Raw genomic sequence first — 17,827 nt, 5'->3', positions numbered from 1 at the left:
TCGACGTCACAGGCGAAGGGGTCCGGTGGACCGCCGCCGGGCTCTTGCGACTCGCGAGTAACCTCTGCCCATGCGTGTGCTGATGCTGTCCTGGGAGTACCCGCCAGTGGCCATCGGCGGCCTGGCCAGGCACGTGCACGCGCTCGCCTGTCACCTGGCCGGACAGGGTCACGAGGTCGTCGTCCTGTGCCGGCACGCCGCCGGGACCGACGCCGGGACGCACCCGCGCAGCGACCGCGTCGTCGAGGGCGTGCGGATCATCCGGGTGGCCGAAGACCCGATGCACGTGACCTTCGAACGCGACCTCGTCGCCTGGACCCTCGCCATGGGGCATGCCATGGTCCGCGCCGCGCAGGACCTGCTGCGGAGCTGGCAGCCGGACGTCGTCCACGCGCACGACTGGCTGGTCGCGCACCCGGCCATCGCGATTGCCGAGGCCGCGCGGGTGCCGCTGGTCGGCACCGTCCACGCCACCGAGGCCGGCCGGCACTCCGGCTGGCTGTCGCACCCGCTGAACCAGCAAGTTCACTCGGTCGAGTGGTGGCTGGCCAACCGCGCCGACGCCGTGATCACCTGCTCGCAGGCCATGCGCCGCGAGGTCGCGCACCTCTTCGAGATCGAGGCCGACGACGTCACGGTGATCCACAACGGCATCGAGGAACGCGGCTGGCAGGTGCCGGCCGACGAGATCGCCCACGCCCGCGAGGTCTACAGCCCGGCCGGCGCGCCTCTGTTGCTCTATTTCGGCCGGCTCGAATGGGAGAAGGGCGTCCAGGATCTGCTGGCCGCGCTCCCCCGCATCCGGCGGCGCCACCCCGGCACGCGCGTGGTCGTCGCCGGGAAAGGACGACACTTCGACGAGCTCGTCGAGCAGTCGCGGAAGCTGCGGGTGCGGCGCGCGGTCGACTTCGTCGGGCACCTGTCCGACCGGGACCTGCGCGCGGCGCTGGCCGCGGCCGACGCCGTGGTCCTGCCCAGCCGGTACGAGCCGTTCGGGATCGTCGCCCTGGAGGCCGCGGCCGCGAAGGCGCCGCTGGTGGCGTCGACCGCCGGCGGGCTCGGCGAGGTCGTCGTCCACGGTGAGACCGGGCTGGCGTTCAGTCCCGGCGACGTCGGCGCACTGGCCGACGCCGTGACGGCGGTGCTGAACGACGCCGACGCGGCGGCGCGGCGGGCCCGGGCCGCGCAGGCCAGGCTGGCCGCCGACTTCGACTGGGGCCGGATCGCCGAGGCGACCGTCGCGGTCTACCGGCGGACGAAGGCAGGCGAGCCGGTGGAGCTGCCCCGGCCGAAGATCGCCACCGGCAACGCGTTCGAACCGGTCGCGGCCGGGATCCCGGAACTGTAGGTAGCGGCCGCGTCAGAAGTGGCGGACCTGGACGCGGTCCGTGTGGGCCGCGGGCACGGCCGTGGCCGCGGCGGCGACGGACGCGCAGGCGAAAAGGGCGACGAGCGCGACAAGGACAGCGCTCAACTTGCTGGTCATCGGGACTCCTCGGGGAGCAGTGGCGCGACAGGCACCACGCAGCGAGCATCCGCGCACCCTCCCGGCGAAACAATAGGGAGAACACCACGGGCGGCTACGCATTCGCCTTCCGTGACCGGTTCGCCCGTCAATGGACGCCGGTCAGGATCCGGACCCGGACGTGTTCGACCACCGGGCCGTGGGGCTCGACCGCGCACCGGACGCGGTCGGCGAACCCGGGCCGGGACGCCGGGGGCGGGAGCTGGTCCGGGCTCATCGCCGAAAACACGCCACCGGCGATCTCCTCGACGGTGAGCGTGGCCGAGTAGTCGACAACCCGCAGGTCGACGGCGTATCCGGCGGCCGAGAGGGCGTCGCGGTAGCGCTCCTGGCTCGCCGTGTCCGTGCCGCACGTCCGGTGCAGCGGGACGCCGAGCTGGTCGGACAGGACCTGTCGCAGCGCCGCCGACCAGGCGGCGTCCTGGAGCCACAGCGGCTCGCCGTTGGTCACCACCACGACACCGCCGCCGGCGCGCAGGAGCGGGCGCGCCGCCGCGAACAGCCGTTCGTGGTCCATCCAGTGCAACGCCTGCGCCACCGTCACCGCGCCCAGCCGGCCGGGGCCGATGGACGCCGTCAGGGCGCCGAGGTCGGTGTCCGCACCAAGCAGCCAGCTGACGTTCGGCTCGGCCGTCGCCCGGCGGGCCTCGGCCAGCATGTCCGGTTCCGGGTCCATCCCCAGCACGGCGCCGGTGCGCGGCGCCAAGGCGCGGGTGAGCTGGCCGGTGCCGCAGCCGAGGTCGAGCACGACGTCGTCGCGCGTGAGACCACACGCGCTGACCAGGGCGTCGGCGACTTCGGGCGGGTAGCCGCGGCGGAACCGCTGGTAGTACTCGCTCACTTCGCCGCCGAACGCCGGTGCCGTCATGACCCCGAGGATGCCGTCGGAAGCGGCCGGGCGGATGTGGTTCCGCTGCGGGCGGAAGCGGCTAGAAGACCGGCAGCAGGACGCCGTGCTCGGACTCCGGGCGCGGGCCGAAGATGCGGCGATCGGTCTCGGCGATCGGGACGTCGTTGATGCTCGCCTCGCGGCGGCGCATCGGGCCTTCGTCGCTGAACTCCCACAGCTCGTTGCCGTAGCTGCGGAACCACTTGCCGGCCGCGGTGCGGGACTCGTACTGGAAGCGGACGCCGATGCGGTTGCCGCGAAACCCCCACAGCTCCTTGCGCAGCGCGTAGTCCAGTTCGCGCTCCCACTTCGCAGTCAGGAACTCGACGATCCGCGCGCGCCCGACGACGTGCTGGTCGCGATTGCGCCAGACCGAATCCTCGGTGTAGGCCAGCGAGACCCGCTCGGGGTCGCGGGTGTTCCAGGCGTCCTCGGCGGCCTGGACCTTCTGGCGGGCGGTGTCTTCGTCGAACGGCGGGAACAGCGGGCCCGGGGTCATGGACGGCTCCTTCCGAAACCCGGAGAACGGCCGTTCTCCGAACTGCCGCTAGAGTAGAGAACGCTCATTCTCCGCACCAGAGGCAGGTGACATGGATCCCACGGAGGCGACCGGCCGGTTGCTGGAGGCCGCCGAGGAGCTCTTCTACGCCCACGGCGTGCAGGCGGTCGGGATGGATGCCGTCCGTGCGCGCTCCGGCGTCTCGCTCAAACGGCTCTACCAGTGCTTCCCGGCCAAGAACGACCTGGTCGAGGCCTACCTCCTGCGCCGCGACGAACGCTGGCGGCGGTCGTTGCGCGAATTCGTCCACGCCCGCGGCGACGACCCGCTCGCCGTGTTCGACTGGCTGCACGACTGGTTCCGCGAGCCCGGCTTCCGCGGCTGCGCGTTCGTCAACTCCTTCGGCGAGTTCGGCGAACCGGCGCCCGGGATCGCCGCCGCGATCCGCAAGCACAAGGACGAGCTACGCGCCTACCTGCGTGGTCTCGTCGCCGACCACACCACCGCCGACCAGCTGTTCTCGCTCGTGGAGGGCGCGACCGTGCTCGCCGCGATCACCGGTGACCCGGGCGAGGCGAGCACGGCCCGTGCGGCCGCGAAGGTCCTCCTGGCCGCTCAGGGGTAGGGCGTCAGCCGGGCGGCGAGCTTCGGGCAACGACGACGGGAACACGCTGCGGCAGACCGGGCGTACGCGGTGTTTTGACGTCGTGAACGGCACGACCGGGCCGTTCGCACCGCTCACTCGTGGCAGTAGCCGAGCTGCTCGTCCCAATCCGCGCCACGCCCGTGCGGGGTGAGGTCGAACAGGTTCCACACCGGCTCGATCGTCCCGACGTGGCGCGGGTCCTGGCCCGGTTCGGCCGGCTCGTACAGCAGCTCCGAACCCCAGAAGTGCCGGATCCCGTCGTCGTCGCGGCGGAAGACGTTGAGCATCGGGCGCGGGCTGCCGTCGGCCGCTTCGCCGTGGTAGTCGCGGCTGAACGTGGTGCCCGCGCACGAGAACAACCGCAGCCGGCGCCAGCCGCGTTCAGCGGCGAACGTCCGCAGGTGCCCGATCGGCGCCCGCGCGACGACGGCGAAATCGGCGTGGGGCGAGAAGTGCTCCACGGCGCCGTCGAGCTGGTCGAGCAACGCCGTGCAGGACGGGCACGGGCCCTGCTCCAGCGTCAGCTGCGCGCTTTCCCCCGACGTCGGACCGGGCCGGTCGTCGTCGGGATCGCGCGGGAACATGTAGTGGTAGACGACCAGGGTGTCGTGGCCCGGCGAAAACAGGTCCGACAACCGCACTTCGCCGTTGTCGCCCTGGAGGACGTAGTCCTCGGGCACCAGACCGCCGGGTGGCAGGTCGCGGCGTTGGACAGCCACCGCCTCCAGTTCGCGACGCAGCGCGGCTTCCCGTTCGAGCAGGCGATCACGCGCGGCGCGGTACTCGGGCGACTCGCCCGGGAAGCTCAGGCTCATCCGGGAAACCTACGCGTGAAACTGGTCCGACGGCGGGGAGCCACCGCCGTCGGACCAGTTCCGGACCACACCATCCCGAGATGGGTGTGGTGCCGGCCGTCCCTCGTCAGGTAGGGACGGCCGGAGCTCGAAGCACTCTCGACCGCTGAGAGCGCATCAAGCACTGCCCTGCTACCGGGCGTCCGTGAGGTACCGCGCGTAGGCACCGGTGGTGAGGAAGCTCGGCAGTTTCTCGCCGAGCGCGGTCTCGGTGAAGATCTGGTACGCGTCGCCGAGGCGGTGGCCGTCGCCGAGTTCGGCGCGGACCGACGCCAGCTCGTCGTCCAGGAACTCGACCGCCAGCTCGCGGGTCAGCGCGGTGCCGTCCTCGAGCTTCGTGCCGTTGCGGATCCACTGCCAGACCTGGCAACGCGCGATCTCCGCGGTGGCCGCGTCCTCCATCAGGTTGTGGATCGCCGCCGCGCCGGTGCCGCGCAGCCACGCGTCGATGTAGCGCAGCGCGACGTTGATGTTCGCGCGGACACCCGCCTCGGTGACCTCGCCGCCGGCGCTCGCGACGTCGAGCAGGTCTTCGGCGGTGACGTCGACGTCCTCGCGGAGCTTGCCGAGCTGGTTCGGCCAGCCGCCGAGCACACCGTCGAACACCTCGCGGCAGACCGGGACCAGGCCGGGGTGCGCGACCCAGGAGCCGTCGAAGCCGTCGCCGGCCTCGCGTTCCTTGTCGGCGCGGACCTTCTCCAGCGCGGTCGCGGTGACCTCGGGGTCCTTGCTCGGGATGAACGCGGCCATGCCGCCGATGGCGTGCGCGCCGCGCTTGTGGCAGGTCCGCACCAGCAGCTCGGTGTAGGCCCGCATGAACGGCACGGTCATGGTGACCTGCGCGCGGTCCGGCAGCACGAAGTCGGCGCCGTGCGCGGCGAAGTTCTTGATCATGCTGAAGATGTAGTCCCAGCGCCCGGCGTTCAGGCCCGCCGCGTGCTCGCGCAGTTCGTAGAGGATCTCGTCCATCTCGAACGCGGCGGTGATCGTCTCGATCAGCACCGTGGCGCGGATCGTGCCGCGCGGGATGCCGAGCTCGCGCTGCGCCAGCAGGAAGACGTCGTTCCACAGCCGCGCTTCGTGGTGGTTCTCGAGCTTCGGCAGGTAGAAGTACGGGCCGACGCCGCGGGCCACCAGCTGGCGGGCGTTGTGGAAGAAGAACAGTCCGAAGTCGACCAGGCTCGCCGACACCGGACGGCCGTCGATGCGGATGTGCTTCTCCACCAGGTGCCAGCCGCGGGGCCGCGCGACGATCGTGGCCGGGTCGTCCCCGATCGTGTACTGCTTGCCGGCTTCGGTGGTGAAGTCGATGTTGCGGCGGATAGCGTCGAAGAGGTTGAGCTGGCCGTCGATCACGTTGTGCCACGTCGGCGACGTCGCGTCCTCGAAGTCCGCCAGCCAGACCTTCGCGCCGGAGTTCAGCGCGTTGACCGTCATCTTGCGGTCGGTCGGGCCGGTGATCTCGACGCGGCGGTCTTCCAGACCCGGCGCGGTCGGCGCGACGTTCCACGACTCGTCGTCGCGGATCCGGCGGGTCTCGGGCAGGAAGCCGAGCGGCTTCTCCCCCGACTGCAGCTCCTCGCGGCGCACGCGGCGGGCGTCGAGCAGCTCGCGCCGGCAGCCGGCGAACGTGTTGTCGAGCTTGGCCAGGAAGTCGAGTGCCGCCGGGGTGAGGATCTCGGCGAACCGGCCCTCGACCGGACCGGTGACCTCGATGCGGTAGTTCAGTCGATCAACCATGGGGTGCCTCCGCGAGCAGAGCTGTGCAGGGAAGGGAAGGGAAGTGGGGGTCACGGGCCGGCGGCGCAGGGGTCGCCGCCGGCCCGCGAAGAGCGTCAGAACTGGGCTTCCTCCGTGGAACCCTTCAGCGCCGTGGTGGAGCTGGTCGGGTTCAACGCGGTCGCGACCTGGTCGAAGAAACCGGTGCCGACCTCGCGCTGGTGCTTCGTGGCGGTGTAACCACGGGCCTCCGACGCGAACTCGCGCTCCTGCAGGTCGACGTAGGCGGTCATGCCCTCACGGGCGTAACCGTGCGCCAGGTCGAACATCGAGTAGTTCAGGGCGTGGAAGCCGGCCAGCGTGATGAACTGGAACTTGTAGCCCATGTGGCCGAGCTCGCGCTGGAACTTCGCGATCGTGGCGTCGTCCAGGTGCTTCTTCCAGTTGAACGACGGCGAGCAGTTGTAGGCCAGCATCTGGTCCGGGAACTTCGCCTTGATCGCCTCGGCGTACTTGCGCGCCACCTCGAGGTCCGGCTTCGAGGTCTCCATCCAGAGCAGGTCGGCGTACTGGGCGTAGGCCAGGCCGCGCTCGATGCACGGGTCGATGCCGTTGGTGACCTCGTAGAAGCCCTCGGCGGTGCGGCCGCCGGTGAGGAACTGCTGGTCACGCTCGTCGACGTCGCTGGTCAGCAGCGTCGCGGCCTGCGCGTCGGTGCGGGCGACCACGAGGGTCGGGACGTCGAGGACGTCGGCCGCGAGGCGCGCGGCGTTCAGCGTGCGCTCGTGCTGCTTGGTCGGGATCAGCACCTTGCCGCCTAGGTGGCCGCACTTCTTCTCGGACGCGAGCTGGTCTTCCCAGTGCACGCCCGCGGCGCCGGCCGCGATCATGCCCTTCATCAGCTCGAACGCGTTGAGCGGGCCACCGAAGCCCGCTTCCGCGTCGGCGACGATCGGGGCGTACCAGTCGATGTCGGTGTTGCCTTCCGCCCAGTTGATCTGGTCCGCGCGGCCCAGCGCGTTGTTGATGCGGCGGACCACGGCCGGCACGGAGTTGGCCGGGTAGAGGCTCTGGTCGGGGTAGGTCTGGCCGGCCAGGTTGGCGTCGGCCGCGACCTGCCAGCCGGACAGGTAGATCGCCTGCAGGCCGGCGCGGACCTGCTGGACGGCCTGGTTGCCGGTGAGCGCGCCCAGCGCGTGGATGTAGTCCTCGGTGTGCAGGAGGTCCCACAGCTTCTCCGCGCCGCGGCGGGCGAGGGTGTGCTCTTCGACGACGCTGCCGCGCAGCTTGACGACGTCCTCGGCCGAGTAGGAGCGCTGCACGCCCGCCCAGCGGGGGTCGTTCGCCCACTTCGCGGTCAGCTCCGCGGCCGCCTGCTTGGCCTGTTCGGTCATCGGACTCTCCCGGTGTTGCGAAGTTTGCGATTGCTCGCCTTGCTTGGCCTGACCCTCGCACGCCAGTGGAAATCCGATCCAGTCGTCCAATTTGCCAATTTGTGCGAAGGGTACGTACGCTCTTTGCAAAGGTTGCGAATCGCTGGTTCGCAACAGCCACGAAAATCCGCGTTCTTGACCGTTCACGTAACCGTTCAGGACCGGAAACCTTCCGGAAAGGCGGGCTCGGATGGAGAAGACTTTCGCCGGAGCGCGGCTGCGGCACCTCCGCGAAAGCCGGGCGATGAGCCAGGCCGACCTCGCCCGTGTGCTGGAGATCTCACCGAGCTACCTCAACCAGATCGAGCACAACTCGCGCCCGCTGACCGTGCCCGTCCTGATGCGGATCACGCAGGCGTTCGGCGTGGACACCGAGTTCTTCGCCAACAACGACACGTCCCGGCTGGTGGCCGACGTCAAAGAGGCGCTGCTCGACGAGTCCCTCGGCGTCGACGTCACGACGAGCGAGCTCAACGAGCTGGCGACGAACCTGCCGGCGATCGCGCAAGCCCTCGTCAAGCTGCACCGCAGCTACCGCAACGCCGTCGAGAACACCGCCGCGCTGACCACCGAAAACGGCCTGGGCCTGCACGGCAGCGCAGCGTCGGCGCTGCCGCACGAAGAGGTCCGCGACTTCTTCTACGAGCGCGAGAACTACGTCGCCGAGCTGGACGAACGCGCCGAGAAGATGGCGGCCGACATCCCGCTGCAGCGCGGCCAGGTGCTCAGCGCGTTGAAGGACTGCCTTTCCCAGCGCTACGGCGTCGAAGTGACCAGCGACGGCATCGACGAAGCCGCGGGTCAGCAGCACCGCTACGAGCCGCTCAGCCGGACGTTGCGCCTCGCGCCGAGCCTGCGCGTCGGGCAGCAGGCGTTCCGGATGGCTTCGCAGATCGCCCTGCTCGAGTACGACGACCTGATCACCGAGCTGGCCGATTCGTGGGCGTTTTCCGGCCCCGCCGCGCGCTCCCTGGCCCGCGTCGGCCTGGCGAACTACTTCGCGGGGGCGCTGATCCTCCCCTACGGACCGTTCCTGGCCGCGGCCGAGCGGTTCCGCTACGACATCGAGCGGCTGTGCGACCACTACGGCGTCGGCTTCGAGACCGTCTGCCACCGGCTGTCCACCCTGCAGCGGCCCAAGCACCGCGCGGTGCCGTTCTCCTTCGTGCGCGTCGACCGGGCCGGGAACATGTCGAAGCGGCAGTCCGCGGCCGGCTTCCACTTCTCCCGCGTCGGCGGTGCCTGTCCACTGTGGAACATCTACGAGGCGTTCACCCAGCCGGGCAAGATCCTGACCCAGATCGCGACGCTGCCCGACGGCAAGAGCTACTTCTGGATCGCGCGGACGATTTCGCGCAACATCGGCGGCTACGGCAGCCCGGGAAAGACGTTCACGGTCGGTCTGGGCTGCGAACTGCGGCACGCGGGACGGCTGATCTATTCGACGGGCCTGGACCTGGACGAACCGGCGGCCGCCACCCCGATCGGCATGGGCTGCAAAGTCTGCGAACGCCCGGCTTGCTCGCAGCGCGCGTTCCCGACGATCGGCAAGCAGCTCACGGTCGACGAGAACACCAGTACGTTCGTCCCGTACCCGGCCGTGCCGAAGGGGTAGGGGCACCCGGTCGGGTTTCACGCGCGAGTCGTACATTCAACCAGGTGCACGACATCGACACGGTGACCGCGGCGACCATCGAGAACGCCGCCGCGCGGCTGGCCGGGGTGGTGACCCGCACGCCGCTGGAGCCGAGCGCGCGGCTGTCGTCCCGGGTGGACGCCCAGGTCTGGGTGAAGCGCGAGGACCTGCAGACCGTCCGGTCGTACAAGATCCGCGGCGCCTACAACTTCATCGTCCAGCTGGACGACGTCACGCGCGCGCTCGGCGTCGTCTGCGCCAGCGCCGGCAACCACGCCCAAGGCGTCGCGTACGCGTGCCGCCGGCTCGGCGCGAACGGGCGCGTGTACGTCCCGGGGACCACGCCGCGGCAGAAGCGCGAACGCATCGCGACGCTCGGCGGCGCGCACATCGAGGTCATCGTCGTCGGCGAAACGTACGAAGACGCCTTCGCGGCCGCCACCGAGGACGCCGAACGCACCGGCGCGACGCTGGTGCCGGCGTTCGACGACGTCCGGACCGTCGCCGGCCAGGGCACGGTGGCGCTGGAAGTGATCGAGCAGCTCGGCTTCGTCCCCGACGTCGTGGTCGTCCCCGTCGGCGGCGGCGGGCTGCTCGCCGGCGTCGGCAGCTTCCTGCGGGAACGGCACCCCGGCGTCCGGGTCGTCGGCGTCGAACCGGCGGGCGCGGCCTGCATGGCCGCGGCGCTCGACGCCGGGCACCCGGTGCGGCTGCCCGAGCTCGACACGTTCGTCGACGGCGCCGCGGTGCGCGTCGCCGGCAGCGTCACCTACCCGCTGATCCGCGAGAGCGGCGCCGAGCTGACGTCGGTCGCCGAGGGCGCGATCTGCACCGAGATGCTGGCGATGTACCAGTCGGACGGCATCATCGCCGAGCCCGCGGGCGCGCTCGCCGCGGCCTCGCTCGGTTCGGTCGTCGACGTCGAGCCCGGCCAGACGGTCGTGGTCGTGGTCTCCGGCGGCAACAACGACGTCAGCCGCTACAGCGAGATCCTCGAACGCTCGCTGATGCACGAACAGCTGAAGCACTACTTCCTGGTCGGGTTCCCGCAGGAGCCGGGCGCGCTGCGGCGGTTCCTGGAGCAGGTCCTCGGGCCCGAGGACGACATCACCCGCTTCGAGTACGTCAAGCGCACCAACCGCGAGCTGGGGCCGGCGCTGGTCGGCATCGAGATCCCGCGCTCGGCCGACCTGCCAGGACTGCTGGCCCGGATGGACGCGAGCCCGCTGCAGGTGGAGCGGATCGAGCCGGGTAGCCCCCTCTTCCACTTCCTGCTGTGAGCGCTGTGGTCCACTAGACGGATGGTTGTGAAGGTCGACGGAGTCCGCAGTATCGAAGCGTTGCGCGAAAAGGTCCACGAGGGTGCGGAGCCCGAGTACCTGCTGTTCTACGGCCACGCGCCCTCCAAGACGGGGCGCGCGACGGCGAGCTGCCTGAGCCAGTGGTGGGTGGACCCGTTCGAGGCCGGCGGCGTGCGCTACCCGTCCGCCGAGCACTACATGATGGCGGGCAAGGCCGAGCTATTCGGCGACCACGAGAAGGCCGAGCTGATCCGGCAGGCACCCGACCCGAAGACGGCGAAGGTCCTCGGCCGCGAGGTCGCCGGGTACGACAACGAGACGTGGGAGCGGCACCGCTACGACATCGTCGTCGACGGCAACCTGGCCAAGTTCGGCGCACACCGCGACCTGCGCCGCTTCCTCCTCGGCACCGGCGAGGCCGTGCTCGTCGAAGCGTCCAAGAAGGACCTGGTCTGGGGCAGCGGGCTCGCCCGTGAGGAGAAGAACTCGGACAAGCCGGACTACTGGCGCGGGCTGAACCTGCTCGGCTTCGCGCTGATGGAGGTCCGCGAGCAGCTGCGCAACCGCTGACCTGCTCCTGGGGCGCCGGAGTTTCGCGGGTCGTGCTGCGGGGTGATCGGCCGATGATCACCGCCGAACGGCCAGGGGTTTCGAGGATGGGCTCGCGGGCTTCTGGCGTTGGCCGAAGACGGACCACGGTCGCGGCGGTCGAGGTGCGGGCGATTCACGACCACAGCTAAGTCTCGGCCGCGGCTGGTTTCGGCCGCGGCTGGTTTCCGGCCGCGACTGGTTCCGGCCGTCTAGCCCACACGCCCCTCGTCGATCCGCGACGACGGCGGCGGCCTTCAGATGCGGTCGGTTTGCGTCCATGCCGGGCCGCTCGGCTGACGTCGGGTCCGGACCACGCTCCGGCTGGTCCGGCGCCGGTCGATCCGTGACCACCCACGCCCCGGAGCCGTGGTCGTGGACTCGACCACGGGGTGAATCCACAGGTCAGGCTAGGCCGACGAACATCGTCCGGTGCAGGTCTCCCACGTGGTCGCGGGTTATCCGGGTCGCCGCGTCCCTGTTGCCCGAGGACAGGGCCTTCACCAGCTTCGCGTGCTCGTGGTTCGACTCGCGCAGCTTCTGCAACGGGTACGGCAGGTAGAACCGGTACAACTCCGTGAGCACCGCCTCGTACTGGCGGACCGCTGCCGGAGGGCCTGGTGCGGCGACCGTCAGGTGGAACTCGGCGTCCAGTTCGTGGAACTCCGCCCAGCCCGTCGCCGTGTCCATCCGAGCGACCAACGCCCGGAGGCGCTCGACGTCCGGGCGGCGTCTGGCCACCAGCTGGACCAGACCGCTCTCCAGGACCAGGCGGTGGTCGATCAGCTCGCGGACCTCCGCGGCCGACTCGCGGTAGGCGCCGACCTCGCGGACCCGCTCCGCCGGTGGGTGCTCGGCGACCAGGGTGCCGCCGCCGCGGCCTCGGCGTCGCTCGATCAGGCCGTCTTCGGCCAGGCACTCCAGCGCCCGGCGCACCGTGATCTCGGCGACGCCCAGAGCCTGGGCGATGTCGCCGTTCGGCGGCAGGCGCTCCCCCGGTTTCAGCAGGCCCAGCTCGATGGCGAGGGCGATCCGGGCGCGGACGGTGTCCAGCGCCGACAGCCGCCGGATGCCGGTCAGGGCGGGGGCGTCCAGGTCTGCCGTGGCCATGAACCCGACGGTACCGCACAAATTGCTCATCTTGAGCACTCTTGTTTAAGTGTTCAAGGTGGACTATTTTCCGTCCATGCCGCGACCACTCCCGATCGCTCTGGTGCAAGCGCCGCCCCGGCCCGGCTCGGCCGGGTTCGCGGGCGAGGTCGAAGCCGTCCTGGGCCGGTTTCCGGACACGCGCCTGGCCGCCTTCCCCGAGCTGCACCTCTGCGGCGTCGAGGGCGAGGGCGACGAACGCACCGCGCAGCTGCGGGCCGCCGCCGAGCCGCTGCACGGGCCCCGGACGATGGAGCTGGCGGAACTGGCCGGTGACCTGGGGATCTGGCTCGCTCCGGGCACCGTTTGCGAAGAAGGCGACCACGGCGAGCTGTTCAACACCGCCCTGGTCTTCTCGCCGCAGGGCGAGCTGGCCGGCTGGTACCGGAAGGTCTTCCCGTGGCGGCCGCACGAGCCGTACGACCCCGGCACGGAGTTCGTCGTCGCCGATCTGGCCGACGCCGGGCGCGTGGGCTTCTCGATCTGCTACGACGCGTGGTTCCCCGAAGTGACCCGCCACCTCGCCTGGATGGGCGCCGAGGTGGTGCTCAACCCCGTCCAGACCACGACCCCCGACCGCGCGCAGGAACTGGTCCTGGCGCGGGCGAACGCGATCGTCAACCAGGTGTTCGTCGCCAGCGTGAACACGGCCGGGCCGTTCGGCATGGGCGACAGCCTGCTCGTCGGGCCGGAGGGTGACGTCCTCGGCGCGCTGCCCGGGCCCGGCGAAGGCGTCCTCGCGCACACGATCGACCTCGACGAGGTGGCGCGTATCCGACGCGACGGCACCGCGGGCACCAACCGGATGTGGGAGCAGTTCACCCCGGCCGACGCGCCGCTGCCCCTGCCGCTCTACCAGGGCCGGATCGACCCGGACCGCTGGCGTCCACGAGAAGGAGACGACCGATGACCTCCACGGCCGCGGCCCCGGCCGCCCTGCAGCGCCGCCTCGGCCTGCCCGGCGTCGTCCTGTTCGGGCTCGCCTACATGGCGCCGCTGATCGTGCTCGGCACGTTCGGCATCGTCGCGACGACGACCGAGGGCACGGTGCCCTCGGCGTACCTGCTCGCCCTGGTCGCGATGCTGTTCACCGCGGCCAGCTACGGGAAGATGGCCGCCACCCACCCCGTCGCCGGCTCGGCCTACACCTACGTCCGGAAAGCGGTCGACGCGCGCGCCGGGTTCCTCGTCGGCTGGGCGGTGCTGCTCGACTACTTCTTCCTGCCGATGGTGATCTGGCTGATCGGTGGCGCCTACCTCTCCGCCGAGTTCCCCAGCGTGCCCAATTGGATCTGGTTGATCACTTTTATCCTGCTGACGACGATCCTCAACGTCCTCGGCATCAAGATCGCCGAAAAGGCGAACTTCTTGCTGATGGCGTTCCAGATCCTGGTGATCGGCTTCTTCGTCGTGCTTTCGATCAAGCAGGTGCTGCACGTCGGGGACGCGCTGGCGAGCTCGCAGCCGTTCTTCCACCCCGGTGCCACGCTGGGCACGATCTCCGGTGGCGCCGCGCTCGCGACGTACTCCTTCCTCGGGTTCGACGCCGTGACGACGTTGACCGAGGAGACGATCGAGCCGCGCAAGACGATCCCCCGCGCCATCCTCCTCACCGCGCTGATCGGCGGCGGCATCTTCATCGTGCTCGCCTACTTCACCCAGCTCGCCCACCCGGGCAGCGCGTTCACCGACGAGTCGTCCGCCGCGTTCGAGATCGCGACGACGATCGGCGGCAACCTCTTCGCGTCGTTCTTCCTCGCCGGCCTGGTCGTCGCGCAGTTCGCGTCCGGGATCGCCGCGCAGGCGAGCGCATCGCGGCTGATGTACGCGATGGGCCGCGACGGCGTGCTGCCGCGCGTGTTCGGCAAGCTCCAGCCGAAGTTCGCGACGCCGGTGTTCGGCATCGTCCTGACCGGGATCGTCGGGCTGGTCGCGCTGGCCCTGGACGTCAGCACGTCGACGTCGTTCATCAACTTCGGCGCGTTCACGGCGTTCACGTTCGTCAACGTCAGCGTGATCGCGACCTGGCTGCGCGACCGGTCCGGGAAACGGGTACTGACCTGGGTGGTCTTCCCGATGATCGGCGCCGTGGTCGATCTGTGGCTACTGGTCAACCTGGACGGCATCGCGCTGATCTTCGGCGTGGTCTGGCTGGCGATCGGCATCGTGGTGCTGGCGGCGATCACCCGCGGCTTCCGCCGGCCGCCGCCGGAGATGACCTTCGAGGAGTAGTCAGCCGCCCGGGCATTCGGTGCCGCCGCCGCTGCGCTCGACGCAGTGGCGCGGCCCCGGTGGCGCGGGCGGCGCGTGGCGAACGTGGCCGGCCCAGTTCATCCCGGCGACCGCGACGGCCACGAGAAGGCAGATCCCGAAGAACCACGTCCACCCTCGGCGCCGCGTGGCCGCCGCGACGACCACGCCCACCAGCGGCAGCCCGGCGCCGAGCCAGGCCGCCCAGGTCAGGTAGCCGTCGCCCTCGTGCGTGCTCGTGCCGAACACCGGGAAGCTCGCCAGGAACCCCTGCAGGACCAGGAACGGGACGACGAGCAGCAGGCCCACCGCGCACAGCGCCAGGACGACCGAGGCCCAGAGCGTACGGACTTCCCCCACCCGGTCAGTATGGCCGGATCGACGATGACGGGCCTGAGTGGTTCTACTGCTCGCCGAGGGTTTTCTGCAGGGCCTTGCTCGCCTTGCGGGCCATGTCCGCGACGGCTTCGCGGCGCGCGGTGTCGGCGGCGTAGTCGTCTTCGCGGTTGCGCACGACGCGGGCCGGCATGCCGACCGCGATCGAGTAGTCCGGGATGTCGCCGCGGACGACCGCGTGGGCGCCGAGCACACAACCGCGGCCGATGCGGGTGCCCTTCAGGACGCTGACCTTGGTGCCGAGCCAGGTGTCCGGGCCGATGCGGACCGGCGTCTTGACGATGCCCTGGTCCTTGATCGGCACGTGGATGTCCGAAATGACGTGGTCGAAGTCACAGATGTACACCCAGTCGGCGACCAGGGTGGCCGCGCCGAGCTCGATGTCGAGGTAGCAGTTGATGACGTTCTGGCGGCCGAACACGGACTTGTCGCCGATCCGCAGCGAACCCTCGTGGCAGCGGATGGCGTTGCCGTCGCCGATGTGGACCCAGCGGCCGATCTCCAGCCGGCCGTAGCCGGGGCGGCAGTGGATCTCGACGTCCTTCCCGAGGAACAGCATCCCGCGCAGGATGATGTGCGGGTTGGCGAGCCGGAACTTGAGCAGCCGGTAGTACCGGACCAGGTACCAGGGTGTGTACGCGTGGTTGCGCAGGACCCAGCGCAGCGAGTCGGCGGTCAGGAACTTCGCCTGCCGCGGGTCGCGGCGCGCCTGCCGCCAGGCCCGCACCCGCGAAAGAGCGGGCGCACCCCACATCGACGTCATGCCGGTGACCGTAACCTGTGTGCGGGACGGGTTCACAGGCAAGGGGAGCTGGATGGGCACGAAGCTGATCATCGACACCGACCCGGGCGTCGACGACGCGCTGGCGATCGCGCTGGCCGCGGTCTCGCCGGACGTCGACCTCCTGGGCGTGACGACCGTGTTCGGCAACGTGCCCCTGGACAAGACCACGGCGAACGCGCGCCGGCTGCTGGAGCTGTTCGGCCGCACCGACGTGCCGGTCGCGGCCGGCGCTGCCCGCCCGCTGGTCTACTCGAAGCCGCGTGACGCGAAAGAGGTCCACGGCGGCGACGGCCTGTCCGGCCACGCGGACACCCTGCCCGAGGCGACCCGGCCGCTCGACGAGCGGGACGCCGTCAGCCTGATGCTCGCGCTGCTCGACGCGGCCGACGAGCCGGTGACCATCGCGCCGATCGGGCCGCTCACGAACATCGCCGCGCTGCTGGCCGCCCACCCGGGCGCGCGGGAGAAGATCGCCCGGCTGGTGGTCATGGGCGGTGGGGTCACTTTCGGCAACAGCACCGCGGCGGCCGAGTTCAACATCTGGAGCGACCCCGAGGCGGCCCGGCGGGTGCTGGTCGAGGAGGACGTCCCGGTGGTGCTGGTGCCGCTGGACCTCACGCACCGGTGCGCCGTCGACGCCGAGTGGCTGGCGAAGCTCGCCGCGTCCGGGCCGATCGGCGCGACGCTCGAGGGGCTCACCTCGACCTACCGCCGGCACTACACGCGGATCTTCGGCGAGGACCGGATGGTCATGCACGACGCCGTCGCGGTCGCCGAGGCGATCTCGCCCGGGATCCTGCACACCGAGACCTACCGCGTCGACGTCGACTGCGGGCTGGGCCCGGCGCGCGGCCAGACCCTGGTCGACCGGCGACGGCTCGGCGAAGAGGATCCGCAGTTCTCCCCCGGCCGGCTGATCGAGGTCGCGTTGGACACCGACCTCGACGGCCTGCGCGGCTTCGTGCTGGACCGGCTGACCGGAGCCGCGCGGTGAGCGAAGAGCCCGTGGTCGTTCCGGAGAACACGCCGCCGCCGCGCCGCCGCCGCGCCGGGATCGTGGTGGCCGCGGTCGTCGTGATCGCGGCCGCGCTGGTGGTCGCGATCCAGTTCGCGCCGAAGCAGGAGACGGCCGAGAACGCCGCCGCGACGGCCGCGCCGACGCCGTCGGTGGTCCCGACGGTGGTCCCGAAAACGACCACGCCGCCGCCGACGCAGCCGAAGCTGCCGCAGGCGAGCGAGTTCGACGAGTGGGCGTCGAAGACCAGCCAGTGGCTCGACATCCCGCTGCGCGCGATGACCGGTTACGCGCAGGCCACGGTGACGCTGACCAAGGAGATCCCGGGCTGTCACCTGTCGTGGGTGACGCTGGCGGCGGTCGGGAAGGTCACCTCCGACCACGGCCGCGCGCAGGGCGGGCAGCTGGGTGCCGCCGGCGTGCTGAGCAAGCCGCTCGGCACGGTCGAGGTGCGCGACTTCTACAACAAGGTCGTCTCGACGGCGAACGCCGCCGGGCCGATGCAGCTGTCGCCGGCGATCTGGGGGAAGTACAAGACGAGCGCGTCGGGCGGCACCCCGGACGTGCAGAACATCGACGACGCGGCGCTGTCCACCGGCCGCGCGCTGTGCGCCGACGGCCACGACCTCTCCCAGGGGCAGACCTGGTGGGACTCGGTGAGCGCGCTGCAGTCGGCGCCGCTGTTCCTGCACCGGACGCTCGCGACGGTCAACGTCTACGGCACGGTCGGCCAGGGCTCGGCGGCGCCGAACGCCGCGGTGCTGAGCGCGGTCAACTTCGCCATCGACAAGATCGGCCTCCCCTACATCTGGGGCGGCAACGGCACCGGCGGCGGCGACCCGGGCTTCGACTGCTCGGGCCTGACGACGGCGGCGTACGCAAGCGCGGGCGTCAAGCTGATGCGCACGGCGGACACGCAGTACCGCAGCGTGGCGCACGTGACCGAGCCGCAACTGGGCGACCTGATCTTCTACGGCGAGCCGACGACGAAGATCCACCACGTCGGTCTCTACATCGGCAACCAGCAGATGATCGACGCGCCGCAGACCGGCCAGGCCGTGCAGGTCCACACGTACCGCAAGGACGGCGACGACTACGCGGGAGCGGGCCGCCCGACCGCCTGATCCCCGATGCGCGGGCCGG

18 protein-coding genes are annotated in these 17,827 nt (G+C 70.8%); 9 read left to right on the top strand and 9 right to left on the bottom strand.

All coding sequences use genetic code 11. The annotated features are described in order from the left end of the window. Positions 1-70 precede the first annotated feature (70 nt). Positions 71-1,348 carry a glycosyltransferase family 4 protein gene (locus OHS58_RS45875; protein WP_328646439.1) on the top strand — a complete coding sequence of 426 codons (1,278 nt, stop codon included), beginning with the start codon at positions 71-73 and terminating at the stop codon, positions 1,346-1,348. 12 nt (positions 1,349-1,360) lie between these two features. Here OHS58_RS45875 and OHS58_RS45870 read toward each other — a convergent pair whose 3' ends face one another. From OHS58_RS45870 to OHS58_RS45860, 3 genes are all read right to left on the bottom strand, one after another. After that, positions 1,361-1,486 (bottom strand): hypothetical protein, encoded by a 126-nt coding sequence (locus tag OHS58_RS45870; protein WP_256475969.1) that lies wholly within the window; start codon positions 1,484-1,486, stop codon positions 1,361-1,363. A 127-nt stretch (positions 1,487-1,613) separates the two neighbouring features. Next, the gene (locus tag OHS58_RS45865; RefSeq protein WP_328646438.1) at positions 1,614-2,393 is read right to left on the bottom strand and encodes a class I SAM-dependent methyltransferase; all 780 of its coding nucleotides are present in this window, start codon (positions 2,391-2,393) and stop codon (positions 1,614-1,616) included. A 61-nt stretch (positions 2,394-2,454) separates the two neighbouring features. Next, on the bottom strand, positions 2,455-2,913 hold the full coding sequence (locus OHS58_RS45860; RefSeq protein ID WP_328646437.1) for a nuclear transport factor 2 family protein: 459 nt from the start codon (positions 2,911-2,913) through the stop codon (positions 2,455-2,457). Between the two features lie 91 nt (positions 2,914-3,004). Here OHS58_RS45860 and OHS58_RS45855 point away from each other — a divergent pair, with 91 nt between their 5' ends. Beyond that, the gene (locus OHS58_RS45855) at positions 3,005-3,538 is read left to right on the top strand and encodes a TetR/AcrR family transcriptional regulator (protein WP_328646436.1); all 534 of its coding nucleotides are present in this window, start codon (positions 3,005-3,007) and stop codon (positions 3,536-3,538) included. Positions 3,539-3,651: 113 nt separating this feature from the next. On the opposite strand, the gene OHS58_RS45850 is transcribed toward OHS58_RS45855, so the two are convergent. From OHS58_RS45850 to aceA, 3 genes are all read right to left on the bottom strand, one after another. Continuing rightward, the gene (locus tag OHS58_RS45850) at positions 3,652-4,374 is read right to left on the bottom strand and encodes a DUF899 family protein (protein ID WP_328646435.1); all 723 of its coding nucleotides are present in this window, start codon (positions 4,372-4,374) and stop codon (positions 3,652-3,654) included. Between the two features lie 171 nt (positions 4,375-4,545). Then, the gene (gene aceB, locus OHS58_RS45845; protein WP_328646434.1) at positions 4,546-6,153 is read right to left on the bottom strand and encodes a malate synthase A; all 1,608 of its coding nucleotides are present in this window, start codon (positions 6,151-6,153) and stop codon (positions 4,546-4,548) included. Between the two features lie 95 nt (positions 6,154-6,248). Beyond that, positions 6,249-7,526: an isocitrate lyase gene (aceA, locus tag OHS58_RS45840; RefSeq protein WP_247061830.1), complete on the bottom strand. Its 1,278-nt coding sequence runs from the start codon at positions 7,524-7,526 to the stop codon at positions 6,249-6,251. A 229-nt stretch (positions 7,527-7,755) separates the two neighbouring features. Between aceA and OHS58_RS45835 the strand changes: the two genes are divergently transcribed. From OHS58_RS45835 to OHS58_RS45825, 3 genes are read left to right on the top strand one after another with little or no spacing between them, the layout of a single operon-like run. Continuing rightward, positions 7,756-9,180, top strand: a complete 1,425-nt coding sequence (locus tag OHS58_RS45835; RefSeq protein ID WP_247061829.1) for a short-chain fatty acyl-CoA regulator family protein — start codon at positions 7,756-7,758, stop codon at positions 9,178-9,180. Positions 9,181-9,224: 44 nt separating this feature from the next. Beyond that, a complete protein-coding gene (ilvA, locus tag OHS58_RS45830; RefSeq protein ID WP_247061828.1) occupies positions 9,225-10,481 on the top strand; it encodes a threonine ammonia-lyase IlvA in 1,257 nt (418 codons plus the stop codon). A gap of 21 nt (positions 10,482-10,502) precedes the next feature. Further along, positions 10,503-11,072, top strand: coding sequence for an NADAR family protein (locus OHS58_RS45825; RefSeq protein WP_247061826.1), 570 nt, complete (start codon positions 10,503-10,505; stop codon positions 11,070-11,072). 423 nt (positions 11,073-11,495) lie between these two features. Here OHS58_RS45825 and OHS58_RS45820 read toward each other — a convergent pair whose 3' ends face one another. Further along, entirely contained in the window at positions 11,496-12,200 is a 705-nt protein-coding gene (locus OHS58_RS45820; RefSeq protein ID WP_328646433.1) for a FadR/GntR family transcriptional regulator, read from the bottom strand. 76 nt (positions 12,201-12,276) lie between these two features. On the opposite strand from OHS58_RS45820, the gene OHS58_RS45815 reads away from it, so the two are divergent. Both OHS58_RS45815 and OHS58_RS45810 read left to right on the top strand, forming a co-directional pair. Then, entirely contained in the window at positions 12,277-13,149 is an 873-nt protein-coding gene (locus OHS58_RS45815) for a carbon-nitrogen hydrolase family protein (protein WP_328646432.1), read from the top strand. Then, a complete protein-coding gene (locus OHS58_RS45810) occupies positions 13,146-14,471 on the top strand; it encodes an APC family permease (RefSeq protein ID WP_328646431.1) in 1,326 nt (441 codons plus the stop codon). Before OHS58_RS45815 ends, OHS58_RS45810 begins: the two co-directional genes overlap by 4 nt. Here OHS58_RS45810 and OHS58_RS45805 read toward each other — a convergent pair whose 3' ends face one another. Continuing rightward, the gene (locus OHS58_RS45805) at positions 14,472-14,849 is read right to left on the bottom strand and encodes a DUF6234 family protein (protein ID WP_328646430.1); all 378 of its coding nucleotides are present in this window, start codon (positions 14,847-14,849) and stop codon (positions 14,472-14,474) included. 43 nt (positions 14,850-14,892) lie between these two features. After that, a complete protein-coding gene (locus OHS58_RS45800) occupies positions 14,893-15,648 on the bottom strand; it encodes an acyltransferase (protein WP_326946835.1) in 756 nt (251 codons plus the stop codon). A 52-nt stretch (positions 15,649-15,700) separates the two neighbouring features. Between OHS58_RS45800 and OHS58_RS45795 the strand changes: the two genes are divergently transcribed. Together OHS58_RS45795 and OHS58_RS45790 are read left to right on the top strand one after the other, a co-directional pair. Then, on the top strand, positions 15,701-16,663 hold the full coding sequence (locus tag OHS58_RS45795; protein WP_328646429.1) for a nucleoside hydrolase: 963 nt from the start codon (positions 15,701-15,703) through the stop codon (positions 16,661-16,663). Between the two features lie 11 nt (positions 16,664-16,674). Beyond that, complete coding sequence (locus OHS58_RS45790; RefSeq protein ID WP_326959841.1) at positions 16,675-17,808, top strand: C40 family peptidase; 1,134 nt, start codon at positions 16,675-16,677, stop codon at positions 17,806-17,808. Positions 17,809-17,827 lie beyond the last annotated feature (19 nt).

The organism is Amycolatopsis sp. NBC_00348 (assembly GCF_036114655.1).
In the GTDB taxonomy this organism is placed as follows: Bacteria; Actinomycetota; Actinomycetes; order Mycobacteriales; family Pseudonocardiaceae; genus Amycolatopsis.
Note: the sequence above shows the minus strand (reverse complement) of the source record. Positions and strands in the feature narration are given on the sequence as shown.

Bases quoted from the DNA above. Each gene is read 5' to 3' on its own strand.
- OHS58_RS45875 (WP_328646439.1), top strand. From the start codon at position 71: ATGCGTGTGCTGATGCTGTCCTGGGAGTACCCGCCAGTGGCCATCGGC.
- OHS58_RS45870 (WP_256475969.1), bottom strand. From the start codon at position 1,486: ATGACCAGCAAGTTGAGCGCTGTCCTTGTCGCGCTCGTCGCCCTTTTC.
- OHS58_RS45865 (WP_328646438.1), bottom strand. From the start codon at position 2,393: ATGACGGCACCGGCGTTCGGCGGCGAAGTGAGCGAGTACTACCAGCGG.
- OHS58_RS45860 (WP_328646437.1), bottom strand. From the start codon at position 2,913: ATGACCCCGGGCCCGCTGTTCCCGCCGTTCGACGAAGACACCGCCCGC.
- OHS58_RS45855 (WP_328646436.1), top strand. From the start codon at position 3,005: ATGGATCCCACGGAGGCGACCGGCCGGTTGCTGGAGGCCGCCGAGGAG.
- OHS58_RS45850 (WP_328646435.1), bottom strand. From the start codon at position 4,374: ATGAGCCTGAGCTTCCCGGGCGAGTCGCCCGAGTACCGCGCCGCGCGT.
- aceB (WP_328646434.1), bottom strand. From the start codon at position 6,153: ATGGTTGATCGACTGAACTACCGCATCGAGGTCACCGGTCCGGTCGAG.
- aceA (WP_247061830.1), bottom strand. From the start codon at position 7,526: ATGACCGAACAGGCCAAGCAGGCGGCCGCGGAGCTGACCGCGAAGTGG.
- OHS58_RS45835 (WP_247061829.1), top strand. From the start codon at position 7,756: ATGGAGAAGACTTTCGCCGGAGCGCGGCTGCGGCACCTCCGCGAAAGC.
- OHS58_RS45825 (WP_247061826.1), top strand. From the start codon at position 10,503: ATGGTTGTGAAGGTCGACGGAGTCCGCAGTATCGAAGCGTTGCGCGAA.
- OHS58_RS45820 (WP_328646433.1), bottom strand. From the start codon at position 12,200: ATGGCCACGGCAGACCTGGACGCCCCCGCCCTGACCGGCATCCGGCGG.
- OHS58_RS45815 (WP_328646432.1), top strand. From the start codon at position 12,277: ATGCCGCGACCACTCCCGATCGCTCTGGTGCAAGCGCCGCCCCGGCCC.
- OHS58_RS45810 (WP_328646431.1), top strand. From the start codon at position 13,146: ATGACCTCCACGGCCGCGGCCCCGGCCGCCCTGCAGCGCCGCCTCGGC.
- OHS58_RS45800 (WP_326946835.1), bottom strand. From the start codon at position 15,648: ATGACGTCGATGTGGGGTGCGCCCGCTCTTTCGCGGGTGCGGGCCTGG.
- OHS58_RS45795 (WP_328646429.1), top strand. From the start codon at position 15,701: ATGGGCACGAAGCTGATCATCGACACCGACCCGGGCGTCGACGACGCG.